The sequence below is a fragment of the Flavobacterium sp. genome (genome assembly GCF_041392085.1).
In the GTDB taxonomy this organism is placed as follows: domain Bacteria; phylum Bacteroidota; class Bacteroidia; order Flavobacteriales; family Flavobacteriaceae; genus Flavobacterium.
On sequence record NZ_JAWKMW010000008.1, the window covers coordinates 202811 to 218358 of the forward strand.

Sequence of the window (15548 nt, forward strand, 5' to 3'; positions counted from 1 at the left end):
AATTAAATTATTTCACAGAGCATAACAAAACTTGAAACCTGAAACTTGAAACAAAAAAAAATGAAAACACTTCGACTCATTCTCGGCGACCAATTAAATCACAACCATTCTTGGTTTCAACAAACCGATGAAAATGTCATCTATCTGATGGCGGAAATGCGTCAGGAAACCGATTATGTAAAACATCACATTCAGAAAGTTGTGGCGTTCTTTTTGAGTATGCGGAATTTTGCTTTGTATTTGAAAAAAAACAATTATCAAGTGGTTTATTTTGAAATTGATGATGCCAAAAATCCGCAACATTTAGAAGCATTAATTCAACAAACTATTGAACATTATTCCATTCAAAAATTTGAATACCAATTACCGGATGAATTTCGATTGGATGAACAATTAAAGCAAATTTGTCAAAAACTTTCCATTTCAACTGAAGTTTTTGATACGGAACATTTTTATACAACCCGAACCGAATTAGCAGAATTTTTTCAGGGAAAGAAATTGTTGTTGATGGAGAATTTCTATCGCATGATGCGAAAAAAGCACGATGTTTTGATGGTTGGAGCTAATCCGGTTGGAAATCAATGGAATTTTGATCACGACAATCGCAAAAAATACAAAGGCGAAGTCCCGATTCCGAAGGCAAAAACTTTTCGTAAAAATGTGGAAAAAGTGATTCATCAATTAGAAAAAATGGAAGTCAAAACCTTTGGTTTTATTGATGCGGAAAAATTCAATTGGCCGACTTCGAGAGAAGAATGTTTGGAGCAATTGGATTATTTCTGTCATCACTTGTTAAAACATTTTGGCGATTACGAAGATGCGATGCATACGGAAGAAAAATTTCTCTTTCATTCGCGTTTGTCGTTTGCGATGAATTCGAAAATGCTTTCGCCGAAGGAAGTGATTGAGCAAGTTGTCCATTACTATCAACAAAATGAAGCTGAAATTACCCTTTCGCAAGTTGAAGGTTTTGTTCGACAAATTTTAGGTTGGCGAGAATATGTTCGCGGGATTTATTGGAAAGAAATGCCGAATTACGGACAAATGAATGCATTAGAAAACCAAAACAAATTACCCGATTTTTATTGGACAGGAAAGACGAAAATGAATTGCATGAAACATTCCATTTCGCAAAGTTTGGAAGAAGCGTATGCTCATCACATTCAGCGATTAATGATCATTGGGAGTTTTTCGTTACTCACGCAAATGCACCCCGATGAAGTAGATGCTTGGTATTTGGGTGTTTATATCGATGCGATTGAATGGGTAGAAATGCCCAACACGCGTGGGATGAGTCAATATGCTGACGGTGGAATTTTGGCCACGAAACCCTATGTTTCTTCGGGTAGTTACATTAACAAAATGAGTAATTATTGTGGAAGTTGTCACTATAATGTCAAAGACAAATTGGGCGAAAAAGCGTGCCCGTTCAACTCTTTGTATTGGAATTTTTTGGATGACAAAAAAGAGCATTTCAAAAACAACCAACGCATGGCGATGATGTTGAATTTATTGCATAAGATTCCGGCGGAGGAATTGTATCAGATTAAAATGAAGGCGAAGGAGATAATGGGGGGTTGGATACTGTTTAGAACTATTTTTTTAGAATTATTTCAGTTGTGAATTCGACCAATTTATCTCCTAAAGATTTAGTCCAAATATCAATTAGATTTATTTTGCTTTTTTTGAAGCTAAGAATTATCCTTATTCCAATGTTTAATTTATCAAATTTAATCCGTTTAGTTTCTATTTCATCAATAGAATTAAAAGATAAAATTAAACCTTTTTGTTTTAAAATATCCTTTCTCAAATAATCAATTGGTGTTATTGTTACTAACTCTTTTTCGATATCAATTCGAATATTATTGTTCATTTTAAATCGGATAGCTCTTGTTTTCAAAATGATAATTATCCATATCAATGAAACTCCAAAACAAAATATTCTAAAAAAATAATCAAAATTCAATTTGTAAACTGCAACAAAAACAATAAGCGGTAATGAAAACAATAAAATTAAATCCCCAATTAAATTTACTTTTTTAATTTTTTTTGGATTAATAATCATTGTATTTTCTCTGAAAAAAATTTCAGGATCTCTCAAATTATCTCTCTCCTCATTATATTGCCTTAAAAATATTTCTTGCTTTTGAGTCATTTTAAACTGTTCAAATTTTAATATAAAAATTTTAAAAACTTGAAATTACTTCGTCCTAGGCTTAAACAACAACTTTCTTGCACTCGCTTCAATCTCTTTTTTATTCATTTTCATTTTTCGGAATTTGCCTTGGTTGTATAGTTCAGCTTGGTCTTTATAATGTTCACTCAACGGATTTCCCGATTGTCCGGTAGGAAGAATGCTCACACTATTTTCAATATCTGAAAAATCGATAATTCTTCGGGTGGAAGGTCCGGCTTTTACTTGGTGATTTCCGGCTTCAGTAAACGTAAACATTAAATTATTGATGACTTCATTGGAACCATTGATTTCAAACGGACCCACATTGAAATAACTTCGCAAAGCGGCTACTTCACCCAACGGATGTTTGTGTTCTACTGTATGCACTTTATTCCACGTCCATTCCGAGACTTGATTGCCCAATTTTTTTTCTAAATGTGAAATGGTTTGTTGGAAAGAATGCGTTAAAATTTCACTTCGGGTTTCTTTTTTATCCGACGTAGTTTTGTCGTCCCACCAAGGTGAAGTTTCATTCGCAATTTGAAACGCAATCATTTGTTTCATAATATGCGTGTTCAATAAAATCGTAAAACGGTCTTTTCCCAATTCGTCTTCAAAGGTGTTTTGAAGATAATGATATAGAAATTGGTTGTAAATGGTGGGAGCTATTTCATTTAAACCATTTCTTCCATTCCATTTTTGAAGTTCTGAAATGGCTGCTTTTTCAGTTTCCGAAAGCTTATTTTGTACAATTCCATTTAAAATACTTTTTACGATTGAAGGAGCTACCGACGATTGATCATCGTTAATCATGTTCATCATATCTTCTTTAGTCCAATCGTTTTTGGGTTCGAGTAATTGCACAATACGTTTAGCCCTATCTTCAGGCAAATAATAACCCGGATACAAATAATCATTTATAGGTTCTACTTGATTGTTGGACGAATAAACATAGTTCCAATCCGGATTGATGGCATACGGATTTTCGGAAAAATCATAGTATTCTTTTTGCTCGTCTAAACCATTTGAACCATCCAAAATAAAATTGGCGTTGACATTTTCGGGCATTTTATAAAGCTTCCCGGAGGTAATCCAAGCGATATTTCCTTTGGCATCGCCGTACATGATATTCAATCCTGGAGCGGCAATCAATTCGATACTTTGGTGAAAATGTTCTAAATCTTTAGCATGCGAGAGTGAATAAACGGCATCCAAAATTTGATTTTTATGTTGCAAATACGTCCACCACAACGAGATGGGTTTGTCTTCATTCAAACCTTCCAGCAAACTATTCATTAAAGGTCTGTGATGCGATTTTTTTATAGGGATAACTACTTCGGAACTGTCTTTTACTTTGATGGTTTTTTCAGCAACTTGGTAGTTTTTAAATCCTTCCGAAGTTTGGTATTGGTTTTCATTTTCGGGATTGTTGGTTTCCAAAAACAAATCCATGTCATCGTTTTCAAACATGGTCAAACCATACGCATAGTCACGATTATGTCCTAAAAGCGGAAAAGGCGTTCCGGCTAAATAATAGCCATACATTTCATAATTGGGCGTAACAATATGAGCTTCGTACCAAGTGGCCGGTTGTGAAAAACCTATGTGTGGATCATTGGCAAACAGCACTTTTCCACTTTTTGTTTTTTGAGGGCCAACCACCCAACTGTTACTTCCAATAAAAGGCGGAATGGGAGATTGCTCCAACAACGAAGCGACCGATTTTGAAATTTCTGAATACGCTTCTGATTTTCCTTTGAAACTTTTTAGTTTGGTATAGGCCAAAGAACCATCAATTCCAAAATCTTTGAGGTAATCCATTCCCAATTCATCCCGAATATCGGTCAATAATGGATCGGTTTTTTGAGCCATAGCAAAGCTAAAAGCCATATACCCAAAAATGTTATACACGTCTTTAATGGTAAATTTTTTTTTTGGAACGCCAACCAATTGAAATTCGATGGATGTTGGCCCTTCTTCTAAAAACTGATTAATTCCATCGAGATAAGCTAATGTTAATTGATAACTTTCGCTATTTTTATCCAATTGAGCGATGGCTTTTTCGGAATCTTCATTTAATCCTAAACCAGAGAAAAATTTGTCGTTTTTAAGCATTACCGGACCAAAAATTTCGGATAATCTTCCCGGAGCAATGCGTCGCATGAGTTCCATTTGCCATAAACGATCTTGAGCATGCACATAACCCAATGTAGTCATTGCATCTTTTTGAGATTGAGCATAAATATGCGGAATTCCGTATTCGTCAAAATAAACAGTGGTTTCTTTTTGGATGGAATTTAAGGCAATTTCACCATCGTATTTTGGGGTTAAAAAGTAGGCATAACTTCCAACACCTATAGCCAAAATTACAAAAAGGATAAAAATGATGACAACAATTTTTTTCAGAATTCGCATGGGAAAGAATTTTGATTTAAAATTACAAAAAAACCATTAAGAAATTAAGATTCATTAAGCTTTGATGCTCAATTTCTCAACTTCTTAATGGTATATAGTTTAAAAAATACTATTTACGTGGAAAGCTGATTTTCTCTCCAACATTCATTTTATTGTTTTTGGCTAAAACGCCACACATGTGAAACAACATGCGAGCACCGACGTTTCCATCCCAGTCGTCATTTTCACCGGGAGCGACTTCTACTAAATCAAATCCGATGATTTCTTTGTTTGTTTCAGCTAAACGACTCAACAAATAAGCGGCTTGTTCAAAGGAAAATCCACCCGGAACCGGAGTTCCTGTATTGGGACAATACCAAGGATACATGCCGTCAATATCAAAACTGATGCAGACTTTTTGTGGTAATGCCGCGATAATAGTATCGCATTGTTGTTGCCAAGTTTTCCCTTCAAACGTTTCTTTTTTCAAATCGGAATCGGTGTGAATAACCACTCTACCGTTTTCTTTTTTCACCACCTCCACTTCTTGTTCGCAGAAATCACGAATGCCTACTTGTACTATTTTTGAAACATGCGGAATTTGCAAAGCGTTATACATAATGGAAGCATGCGAATACGTGAAACCTTCATAGGCAATTCGCAAATCCATATGAGCATCTAAATGAAGAATTCCGTAGTTATCGTGTTTTTCAGCTAAAGCTTGGTAATAGCCTAGCGGTGTGCTGTGATCACCACCTAATAAAACTACTTTTTTACCATGATTCAACCAATGTAATGTTTTTTCACGAACGGCTTCTACCATATCGGAACAAGCGTAATTAATCTTATCCAAGTTTTTTTGTAAACCGGGATGATGTTCAATTACCGAACCACTTTCGAGTGCTTCGATAATGGGAGCAGCTTTCTTTTTATATTTTTTTGAATTCTTTTTAACTCCTTTTGGCGATTCGTCTAAAAAGATTCCTAATTTCCATAATTCAGGGAATTCTTGGTGATTTAAATCCACTTGAAAAGAAGCGTCTAAAATGGCTTCCGGTCCTTTTGAAGTACCGGAACCATAACTTACTGTTACTTCCCATGGAACGGGAATTACGATTATTTCACTGTCTTCTATAGAAAATGGTAAGCCAAAAATGGTGGCATCGGCTAAACCGGGTTGGCTGGGGTCGAAGGATTGGAGTATTTCTTGTTTTGTCATTTTTTGGATTGTTGGATTTTTAGATTGTTGGATTTTTAGATTGTTGGATTTTTAGATTGTTGGATTTTTAGATTGTTGGATTGTTAGATTGTTAGATTGTTTGAAAAACCAGACAATTAGGTAATCTAAAAATCGTATTTATTTTAATGTTGACATGAATTTTGCTGTCATTAATGTAATTTTATAAAGTTCATCTGATAAACCTTTTAAATCAGAATCATTCAAATAACCAACATCATTGGAAACCAACAACTGGGTTTCAATTTCATAACATGAGCCAATTGCATTTTCTAAGAAAACTAAAAAATGTTTATTTGATGATTTTGCAGACCCCTCGGCAATATTTGATGGAACAGATATAGCTGCTCTTCTCAATTGACTTATTAACCCGTAACGCTCAGAATCAGGAAAACTTTGGGTAACTTTGTAAATTGGCGTACAAAATTTTCTACTTAATTTCCATATTTCTAAATCTTTGTATCTATGCATATTCTCTTGATTTTCATATTATTGGATATTAAACTACTCGATTCTCAAAACTTTCTAAAAATCCAAAAATCTAATAATCTAACAATCCTATTTACTAATTCCTGCTTTTAATATTTGTCCAAATTCATACATATCTTCAAAAGAGCAGTAGAACGGTGCGGGAGCAAGGCGGATTACATTGGGTTCACGCCAATCGGTGATGACGCCGTTTTTCATTAAATATTCAAATAATGCTCTACCTTGACCGTGAAGATAAACCGATAATTGACACGCTCTTTCTTCTTGGTTTTGCGGTGTAATGATTTCAAATTCGGTTCCATCAATTTCGCGATCGATTTCGTGGAGGATGAATTCTAAATATGCGGTTAACAGATTTCTTTTTTGAATTAATTTTTTCATGCCCGCTTCGGCAAACATTTCAACCGAAGCTAGATAAGGAGCTAAAGATAAAATCGGTAAATTGCTGATTTGCCATCCATCGGCTCCGTGAACGGGATCAAAATCGGGTTCCATTTTGAAACGTCGTTCTTTATTGTGTCCCCACCAACCGGCAAAACGAGGTAAATCGTTGTCGTGGTGATGTCTTTCATGAACGAAACAACCCGATGCATTACCCGGTCCGGAATTCATGTATTTGTAGCTGCACCAACAAGCAAAATCTACGTTCCAGTCGTGCAATAGAAGTTCTATGTTTCCGGCAGCATGAGCCAAATCCCAACCCACATAAGCACCGGTTTTATGACCAGCTTCAGTGATGGTTTTGATGTCAAACACTTGTCCGGTATAATAGTTTACACCTCCAATTAAAACTAAGGCCAACTCCTCTCCTACTTCTTCGATTTTGGCAATGATATCTTCAAGGCGAATGTTGTGTTCTCCTTCTCTACGTTTAATTTCAATGATGGCCTCTTTGGGGTCGTATCCATGAAATTTAACCTGACTTTGAAACATGTATTGGTCAGATGGAAAGGCTTTTTCTTCGCAGATGATTTTGTATTTTTTGGGTGTAGGTCGATAAAAAGAAACCATCATCAAGTGAAGGTTTACCGTTAAGGTATTCATCACTGTGACTTCGGAGGGTTTTGCTCCCATTATTCCGCTTAGGGGAACAGCAAAACGTTCGTGATAATCCCACCAAGGTTTGTCGGCATAAAAATGACCTTCTACCGCTAATTTTGCCCAATCGTTCATAACTTCATCTACATAGGCCTGAGTGCGTTTGGGTTGTAAACCAAGTGAATTTCCGGTGAAATAAATCACGTTTTTACCGTTTATACTGGGAAAAATAAATTCGTCACGGTACTTAAAAAGTTCGTCTTGTGCGTCTAATTGTTGAGCAAATTCGCGTGTATTTTGAAAATTCATGTAGTAGTTTGTTTGTGTGGTAAAGATAGGAATTTTTTAGCATCTTGGGATTGCACTAATTCTGATAAACTTTTGATTTGAAACTTTATGTTGCACAGATTGCGTGAGGGATAGAGCCATTGTTTGAGCTCTTTTTATTTCAGCCCAGGGGGATGAAATAAAAAAGCGAGTGGCGAAAGCCCGTTCGCCTTTTAGGCGGAACACGCCAAAAAAAATCCCAACCGGAAAAGATTGGGATTTGGTATTTATAGAATCTGAAAAAGGTTCAGACTAAATAATCAACATAGCATCTCCATAGGAGTAAAATCTGTATTTTTCTTTGATAGCTTCTTCATAGGCTTTTTTCATTAAATCGTGTCCACAGAAAGCCGAAATCATCATTAAGAGTGTTGATTTTGGTGTATGGAAATTGGTAACCATACAATTGGCAATACTGAAGTCGTAAGGCGGATAAATAAATTTATTGGTCCATCCTTCGTAAGGATTCAATGTTTTGGCAGAAGAAACCGAACTTTCAATGGCTCTCATGGAGGTTGTTCCGATACAACAAACACGTTTTTTGTTTGCAATAGCATTGTTTACCACATCGCAAGCTTGTTGGGTAATAATTAGTTCTTCGGAATCCATTTTATGTTTAGACAAGTCCTCAACTTCAACTGGACTAAAAGTTCCCAACCCAACATGCAAGGTTACCTCTGCAAAGTCAACCCCTTTAATTTCAAGACGTTTCATCAAATGTTTTGAAAAGTGTAAACCGGCAGTTGGAGCCGCCACAGCTCCTTCTACTTTGGCGTAAATCGTTTGGTAACGCTCTTCGTCATCAGGCGTAACCTCTCTATTGATATATTTTGGAATAGGGGTTTCACCCAATTCGGTTAATTTATTTCTGAACTCATCATACGAACCATCGTATAAAAAACGAAGGGTTCTACCTCGAGAAGTAGTATTGTCGATAACTTCAGCCACTAATGAATCGTCATCCCCAAAATACAATTTATTTCCGATTCGAATTTTTCTTGCCGGGTCAACCAACACATCCCAAAGGCGTTGTTCTGCATTGAGTTCACGCAATAAAAACACTTCAATTCTCGCTCCGGTTTTTTCTTTGTTTCCGTACAAACGAGCCGGAAAAACTTTGGTATTGTTCATAATCATTACATCGCCATCGTCAAAATAATCAATGATGTCTTTGAATAATTTGTGTTCAATTGTTTTTTTGGCTCTGTTTACCACCATTAAACGAGATTCGTCGCGGTTTTCTGTTGGAAATTCTGCCAATAATTCGGCAGGTAAATTGAAGTTAAAATGAGATAATTTCATATATAGTGATTAGTGAATAGTAATTAGTGAATAGTTTCACTAGTTCTAAAATTCCGGAGGCAAATATACGATTGCGAAATAGGGGTTGTCAAGTGTTTTGGGGTTTATTTTTTTTGGAAAGATGCTAAGGTGCTAAGGCACTAAGGTTCTGAGCTAATTTTTATACTCATAATGGTCTCATTTTGAAATTTGAAATCCGAATTTTTCTAGATCTTCCCAAAAAGTGGGATAGGATTTTGAGACGACTTCAGCCTCTTCAATTATAATTGATGTTTTTATGGCTAATGGTGCAAAAGCCATAGCCATGCGGTGATCTTGGTAGGTGGAAATTGCAATATTTTCGTTGATGCTGATTGAATTTTCTAAAATCAAACTATCATTAGTAACTGAGACTTTAGCTCCTAACTTTGTTAACTCAGTTTTTAACGCTTCTAATCTGTCCGTCTCTTTAATTTTCAAGGTGTGTAAACCGGTTAAATGACAGCCTATCCCTAAACCGAAACAGGTTACAGCGATGGTTTGGGCGATGTCGGGGGAATTATTTAGTTTCAGGTTTAACGTTTCAGGTTTCAGGTTGTTTATTTTGTGCAAAACAATTGAATTGCCTTTGAAAACCGTTTCTACTCCAAAAATTTTGTAGATTTCAACTAAAGAAGCATCACCTTGTAAACTGTTTTGTTTGTAGCTGGAAAGCGTTATTTGTGTTCCGATAGGAGATAAGGCAATAATGGAATACCAATAGGAAGCGGAAGACCAGTCACTTTCAATAGTAATGAGTTGGGAGTTGAGAGTATGGAGTGGTTTGACGGTAATTTGGTTTTGAATAAAAGAGGTTTCTACTCCAATTTCATTCAGTAAAGCCAATGTCATTTTGATATAGGGAATTGACGTAATTTCTCCTTCTAAAGTTAATTCTAATCCCTTTTCCAGTTTGGGTGCAATTAATAATAATGCAGAAATATATTGACTACTTACGTTGGCCGGAAGAGCAACTTTGTTTTGAGTAATTTTTTTTCCTTTGATGCGAATGGGTGGAAAACCTTCGTTTTCTTCATAACTGATTTCGGCACCCAGTTGCTGAAGGGCTTCTACCAGAATTTTGATGGGACGTTCTTTCATACGAGCCGAGCCGGTGAGTAGGACTTCTTTTCCTTCTTGAATGGCAAAATAGGCAGTGAGGAAACGCATGGCGGTGCCGGCGTGGTGGATGTCGATTACGGTTGTCTGTTGTCCGTTGTCTGTTGTCTGTTGTCCGTTGTCTGTTGTGTGTTTTTGGATGGCTTTGAGCATTACCTCTGAATCATCAGAATTAGAAGTGTTTTCTAATTTGATGTTTGAATATAGAGCTTGTAGCAACAACAATCGGTTGGTTTCGGATTTGGAACCTGTTATGGAAAGTTGGGGGTTGGGAGTTGGGAGTTTGGAGTTATATTTTAAGTGCAAATTCATTATTTAGTCACAACTTTAAGTCCGATGATGGAGATGATTAAGGTACTGATAAAAAATACTCGCCAAAAAGTGGCGGGTTCTTTGAATACAAATATACCAACTAGTACACTTCCAACCGCACCTATTCCGGTCCAAACAGCATAAGCGGTTCCGATGGGTAATTCTTTGGTTACTTTGACCAATAAAACCATGCTGATAATTAGACAAACTAAAAATCCAGTATACCATAACCACATAGTTGCTCCTGTGGTTTCTTTTGCTTTGCCTAAACAAGCTGCAAAGGCTACTTCAAATAAACCGGCGATGATAAGGAGAATCCAGTTCACTTCTTTTTTCTGTTTCTTATTTTTTCAAAGATAAACAATTCAGCCAAAGCCATGGAAACTGCCCAAAAAAGAACAAAAAACCAAGGATTATGATTTTCATCTTCCAAAAAATAGGTCATTAACCAACCTATGAGTCCGTAAATAATCAAAGCGGTTATGAAATGAATAACTTTCTTTTTCAACCTATTTCAATTTCTCGTTATTGTGATGACGGTCGTGGTCGCGTTTGGTTTTCAAGTCCATTTTTTTATCAAAAGCGGCTTGTAAATCAACTCCGGTTTGGTTGGCGAGGCAAAGCACTACGAAAACTACATCGGCTAATTCTTCGCCAAGGTCTTTGTTTTTGTCGCTTTCTTTTTCGGATTGTTCGCCGTAGCGACGGGCTATGATTCGTGCCACCTCACCTACTTCTTCGGTCAGTTGTGCCATGTTGGTGAGTTCGTTAAAGTAGCGAACACCGTGGTTTTTGATCCAGTTGTCTACTTCGAGTTGGGCGTTTTGGAGGTTCATTTATCTGTTTTTTAATATTTGAAGCAATCTATCATTTATAAAATAATTGCTCTTACCAATCTTTATTTTCTTTAAAAACTGATTTTCATCATCAACTAATGCATTAAGATAACTTGCGGCTGTATTTCTGTGTACACCGAGCTCTTTTTCAATAAAATCAATTTTTGTATAAGGGTGTTTAAAAATAGTATTTATTAAATCATGACTATAAAATTTATGATTAGCTCGTATTTTTTGTTTGTAATCATCCATTAATAATTTTATATTATTAACCACTTTAATTGTGTCTTTTGATGTTATCTCAACCCCTTTTAACATCCAAGTAATCCATTCTTCCCATTTATTTTCTGTTCGTACTTCTTGCAATAATCTGTAATAATCTGATTTGTTTTTAATGATATAACTACTCAAATACAAAACAGGAATATCTAACAATTGCTGCTGTACTAAATACAACATATTTAAAATTCTACCTGTCCGACCATTTCCATCATAAAACGGATGAATACTTTCAAATTGATAATGAATGATTGGCATTTTAATTAATCCATCTATTTCATGAAATGATGCATCATTGATGTAAACTTCTAAATTTTCTAAAAGTTTTATGATTTCTAAATGATTTTGTGGTGGTGTATAAACAATTTCTTTTGTTTTTGGATTTTTTAAAACCGTTCCGGGAACTTTTCGAACTGGATGATTTGGAGAAACTATTTCTTGTATTTTCTTTATATCATTAATGGTTAAAATACCTTTTTCTTTTATTATTGAAAAACCTGTTTTTAAAGCTTTTGCATAACTCTGAGCTTCTTTTGCTGCTTGTGAAATGTTTTCATCTTCAATTGCTGCCTGATACAACTCATCATCTGTAGTTACAATATTTTCTACCTCGTTACTATCTTTCGCTTCTTGCAAAGCAATAGTATCTATTAGAATTTGAGAATTAGGTATTTTTTTTATTTCACCACGCAGTTCGCCTAATGCTCTAGTTGCTGTTACCAATGCCTTTAATATAGCTATACTTTCTAAATTGATACTTGGCGGCAATGCTGTAACTTCAAAGTTATCCATGATGTTCTATTAGTTATACACAAATTTAGGTGTTTTTTTGTGTTCATTCTTATTTCATGCACAAGAAAATGACGTTTTTTGTGCACGTTATTTGTTTATGCACAAGAAAATGACGTTTTTTGTGCACGTTATTTATGTCATGTATAAAAAATAAAGAAAATTATACACATTGTTTTTTCATGCACAAGAAAGTCGTGTTTTTTATGCACGTTATTTTTTTATGTACAAGAAAGTGATGTTTTTTGTGTATGTTACTGTTTCATGAATAAGAAAACACTGTTTTTTGTAAACGTTTTTACTCTTTCAAAAATTCGTATTCGTACACTTTAGGTTTTATTTTATCAGCTAAAACAGCTAATTTGTTTCTTAGTTCGGCAATTAGTTTAGTGTAAATAGCATCATCACTTTTACTGTTCATTCTACCTTTGTCATTTCTACCTTGAAAATATTCGCGGATGTCATATAAACTGGCATTCACATTTACATTGGGTTGGGAATGATAATATTTCCAAAGTTCTCGACCGGCATCAAAAACGGCGGTGGCTTCTTCTGAAAAAACAAGTGGTTTATTTTCTGTTGTTGTAGATTGTTCAAAAAGTGTAGTTGACCCGCTTTCTTTTTTGATTTTACCTTTTATAAAATCGGTCATGAAATTACTCTCAAACTTGGCTTGGGCGTTTACTTCATATTCTGTAAACGGAATCCAGTGGTTGGTGCCAAAACTTGAGGAAATATTATTGCTAAATAGTGTAAATGCAAAGCAATCATTTTGAAATTCTAAATCATTTTGCCAACCTTCATTTGGAAAAAGAAATTGGTCTCGATCATTTAGCCAAGTTGCTTTTGTTGATATTCGTACAGAATGATATATTGACATCTGAATTATATTCATTAGAGTAATGTTATAAATAAAATGTTTTTTTATATCATTTTCTGTAGGATTACTAGTTATAAACACCCCTAAATTATTTTGTACATCTGGACCGTTTACCCTGAGAAATCCAAGACTATAGCCTGATTTATCATAATAACTACGAAGCCAATCTATCAAAAAAGTTCCTTTAATGTGTGTGTGAATTAATTTTTCTCCAATGTAACCATTAAGGTTATAAACATCTATTTTAAAAGATTCGATATTTTTTTTCTCTTTCAAATTCCATATATAAAATCCTATTGGAAATTGACCATTTACATTATCAAATGTATTAGCAGGAACAAGGAATCCAGATTTGTATGTTGCTTTAAAGTAATTTCTGAATTTTCTAAAATTTTGGGATTGCACAAATTTTAATGTAGAAAAATGTGCAACAATAGAGTTTTTAATTTCACTATTTATTCGAATTAAAAATTGAGTAAATAATTCTCTTGTTGCAGTTCCATAATTATCACTATGAATTTTATATATCATTGTTTCAGAAGCAACATTAGCTTTATTTTTTCCAGTTCCCATCCTTTGCTTACTATCTCCACTTTCCGCATAAGGCGGATTAATATAAACTACTAACTTTTTCCGTTTTTCATCATCCTTAATAATGTCTTGCAAGCTTTTAGGTAGCTTGGCAAAATCATCATTCAAAAAATCAAACTGAAACACATTATTTTTAAGCAAGTTGGCACCGTGGTCTATACGTTCGTGCATTACGTTTACATCGGCTTGGTCGAGTGTGCTGGCATAAATGTTGTATTTGTTGGTTAATCCGGCTAATAAGTTTCCTGTTCCGGCGGCACAATCCCAAATGTAATAATCGTCTTGCCAGTTTTCACCTAAATAATCGGTAAGGTATTTTTGAGAAAGTTCTACCCAAATACGTGGTGTAAAAAATGCACCTTTACGCTCACGAATATCTTGTGGTACCATTAAATCACGGCGTTCTATGATGTAATCTTGAAATTCTTTAAGTGGCGGTCGTTTGTAGCGTTTCCAAAAATGAAGATACGTATCTTTGTTTTTTAATCGAATGACCGCATCAAACATTTGCTTTAGGTTTTCCTTGGCAATTTTATACCCTTCATTTTGAAAAACGACAAATAAATTATCCCGAATAGATAGATCATCTTCAATGTTTTGTGTGTCTTTATCGTCAACAAACAAATCGGCCAAATAGAAATCGCTGTCTAAAATATTGGCTTTTTTGAGTTCGTCCCAATTCACATCGATAATCGGTTTTATTGTTTCCAACCAACGTAAATAAATAGGAATAAAATTATTTTTATCGATTTTTAGTTTGTTCGCTGTTGTAGCTTTTGCAACATTATTTTTTATAAAAGCAAGCAGTTCTTTTTCGTCATTTTCAAAATCATAAACATACGTGTTTTTTTTGAGTGTGGCCTCAATACGCTGTTTAATCAATTGAAATTCTTTGGTTTCATGATTACTCGGTGTAACATTCCAATTGAAATCATTAATATAAAAAATATCTTGCACATTGATATAAGGCACAAACGCTATTTTTTTAAAATCAAAAGCTCCTAAAAAAGCGGGCGGTATAGTTTTGTCAAAGGTTCTTGCTTTTCCAATCGTTAAAATGAGTTGAACAAACATGGTTGCTACATCAAAATTACCTGTTTTGGCTTCTGCCCAAAGTAAAGGAGTGCGTCCGAATAAATTATCTTGATATGGAAAAACAGTAAAATCAATATTTCCAATAATTTCAGTAGTGTCAAATTGTCTAAACCAATCGGCTCCTACTTTATTTTTTAGTTCTTCTTCTCGAATTTTGTTGTACTTCATTTTGCCTTTATAAAGGAATTAGCACAAATATAAGTATTTACTCTTTATTTTTCGTGTCAATAAGAATTGTAACCGGTCCGTCGTTTAAAAGTGATACTTTCATATCCGCTCCAAACTGTCCGGTTTGTACTTTTTTTTCTAAATCCTTTTCAATTTGTTGAATAAATTGATTATAAATCGGAATTGCAATGTTCGGTTTTGCGGCTTTGATATAAGAAGGACGATTACCTTTTTTGGTGGAAGCATGAAGGGTAAATTGACTAACAATTATTGCATCACCATTAATATCTTTTACAGATAAATTCATGACATCATTTTCATCAGCAAAAATGCGAAGATTGACAATTTTTGACGAAAGCCATTCAATATCTTCCTTTGTATCGACTTCTTCGATTCCAACTAAAATCAATAATCCTATTTGGATGGAGGCGACAATTGTTCCATCAATGGTTACAGAGGATTGCGAAACTCTTTGGATAAGGGCTTTCATTTTATGGT

The 15548-nt window shown here is 34.7% G+C and carries 14 protein-coding genes; 1 reads left to right on the forward strand and 13 read right to left on the reverse strand.

Translation table 11 applies throughout. The annotated features are described in order from the left end of the window. The first annotated feature begins 60 nt into the window (after window positions 1-60). Window positions 61-1623 carry a cryptochrome/photolyase family protein gene (locus R2782_RS08595; protein WP_371267821.1) on the forward strand — a complete coding sequence of 521 codons (1563 nt, stop codon included), beginning with the start codon at window positions 61-63 and terminating at the stop codon, window positions 1621-1623. Here the strand turns inward: R2782_RS08595 and R2782_RS08600 are convergent. The 13 genes from R2782_RS08600 to dtd all read right to left on the reverse strand — a co-directional run bounded on the left by R2782_RS08600 (window position 1595) and on the right by dtd (window position 15540). Further along, on the reverse strand, window positions 1595-2155 hold the full coding sequence (locus R2782_RS08600; RefSeq protein WP_371267822.1) for a hypothetical protein: 561 nt from the start codon (window positions 2153-2155) through the stop codon (window positions 1595-1597). The genes R2782_RS08595 and R2782_RS08600 overlap by 29 nt on opposite strands. 45 nt (window positions 2156-2200) lie before the next feature. Further along, window positions 2201-4591 carry a penicillin acylase family protein gene (locus R2782_RS08605; protein ID WP_371267823.1) on the reverse strand — a complete coding sequence of 797 codons (2391 nt, stop codon included), beginning with the start codon at window positions 4589-4591 and terminating at the stop codon, window positions 2201-2203. Window positions 4592-4700: 109 nt separating this feature from the next. Then, on the reverse strand, window positions 4701-5789 hold the full coding sequence (locus R2782_RS08610) for an agmatinase family protein (RefSeq protein ID WP_371267824.1): 1089 nt from the start codon (window positions 5787-5789) through the stop codon (window positions 4701-4703). A gap of 138 nt (window positions 5790-5927) precedes the next feature. Beyond that, window positions 5928-6278, reverse strand: a complete 351-nt coding sequence (locus tag R2782_RS08615) for a four helix bundle protein (RefSeq protein ID WP_371267825.1) — start codon at window positions 6276-6278, stop codon at window positions 5928-5930. An 87-nt stretch (window positions 6279-6365) separates the two neighbouring features. Continuing rightward, complete coding sequence (gene kynU / locus R2782_RS08620) at window positions 6366-7643, reverse strand: kynureninase (RefSeq protein ID WP_371267826.1); 1278 nt, start codon at window positions 7641-7643, stop codon at window positions 6366-6368. Between the two features lie 270 nt (window positions 7644-7913). Next, the gene (queA, locus tag R2782_RS08625; protein WP_371267827.1) at window positions 7914-8963 is read right to left on the reverse strand and encodes a tRNA preQ1(34) S-adenosylmethionine ribosyltransferase-isomerase QueA; all 1050 of its coding nucleotides are present in this window, start codon (window positions 8961-8963) and stop codon (window positions 7914-7916) included. 177 nt (window positions 8964-9140) lie between these two features. After that, a complete protein-coding gene (gene aroA, locus R2782_RS08630; protein WP_371267828.1) occupies window positions 9141-10412 on the reverse strand; it encodes a 3-phosphoshikimate 1-carboxyvinyltransferase in 1272 nt (423 codons plus the stop codon). Continuing rightward, complete coding sequence (locus R2782_RS08635) at window positions 10412-10738, reverse strand: multidrug efflux SMR transporter (protein ID WP_371267829.1); 327 nt, start codon at window positions 10736-10738, stop codon at window positions 10412-10414. The genes aroA and R2782_RS08635 overlap by 1 nt, the downstream gene beginning before the upstream one ends. Continuing rightward, a complete protein-coding gene (locus R2782_RS08640) occupies window positions 10735-10920 on the reverse strand; it encodes a hypothetical protein (protein ID WP_371267830.1) in 186 nt (61 codons plus the stop codon). The genes R2782_RS08635 and R2782_RS08640 overlap by 4 nt, the downstream gene beginning before the upstream one ends. A 1-nt stretch (window position 10921) precedes the next feature. Next, entirely contained in the window at window positions 10922-11248 is a 327-nt protein-coding gene (locus tag R2782_RS08645; protein WP_026711001.1) for a nucleotide pyrophosphohydrolase, read from the reverse strand. Beyond that, complete coding sequence (locus R2782_RS08650; RefSeq protein WP_371267831.1) at window positions 11249-12319, reverse strand: Fic family protein; 1071 nt, start codon at window positions 12317-12319, stop codon at window positions 11249-11251. 295 nt (window positions 12320-12614) lie between these two features. After that, the gene (locus R2782_RS08655) at window positions 12615-15050 is read right to left on the reverse strand and encodes a hypothetical protein (protein ID WP_371267832.1); all 2436 of its coding nucleotides are present in this window, start codon (window positions 15048-15050) and stop codon (window positions 12615-12617) included. A 37-nt stretch (window positions 15051-15087) separates the two neighbouring features. Continuing rightward, entirely contained in the window at window positions 15088-15540 is a 453-nt protein-coding gene (gene dtd, locus R2782_RS08660; protein ID WP_371267833.1) for a D-aminoacyl-tRNA deacylase, read from the reverse strand. Window positions 15541-15548 lie beyond the last annotated feature (8 nt).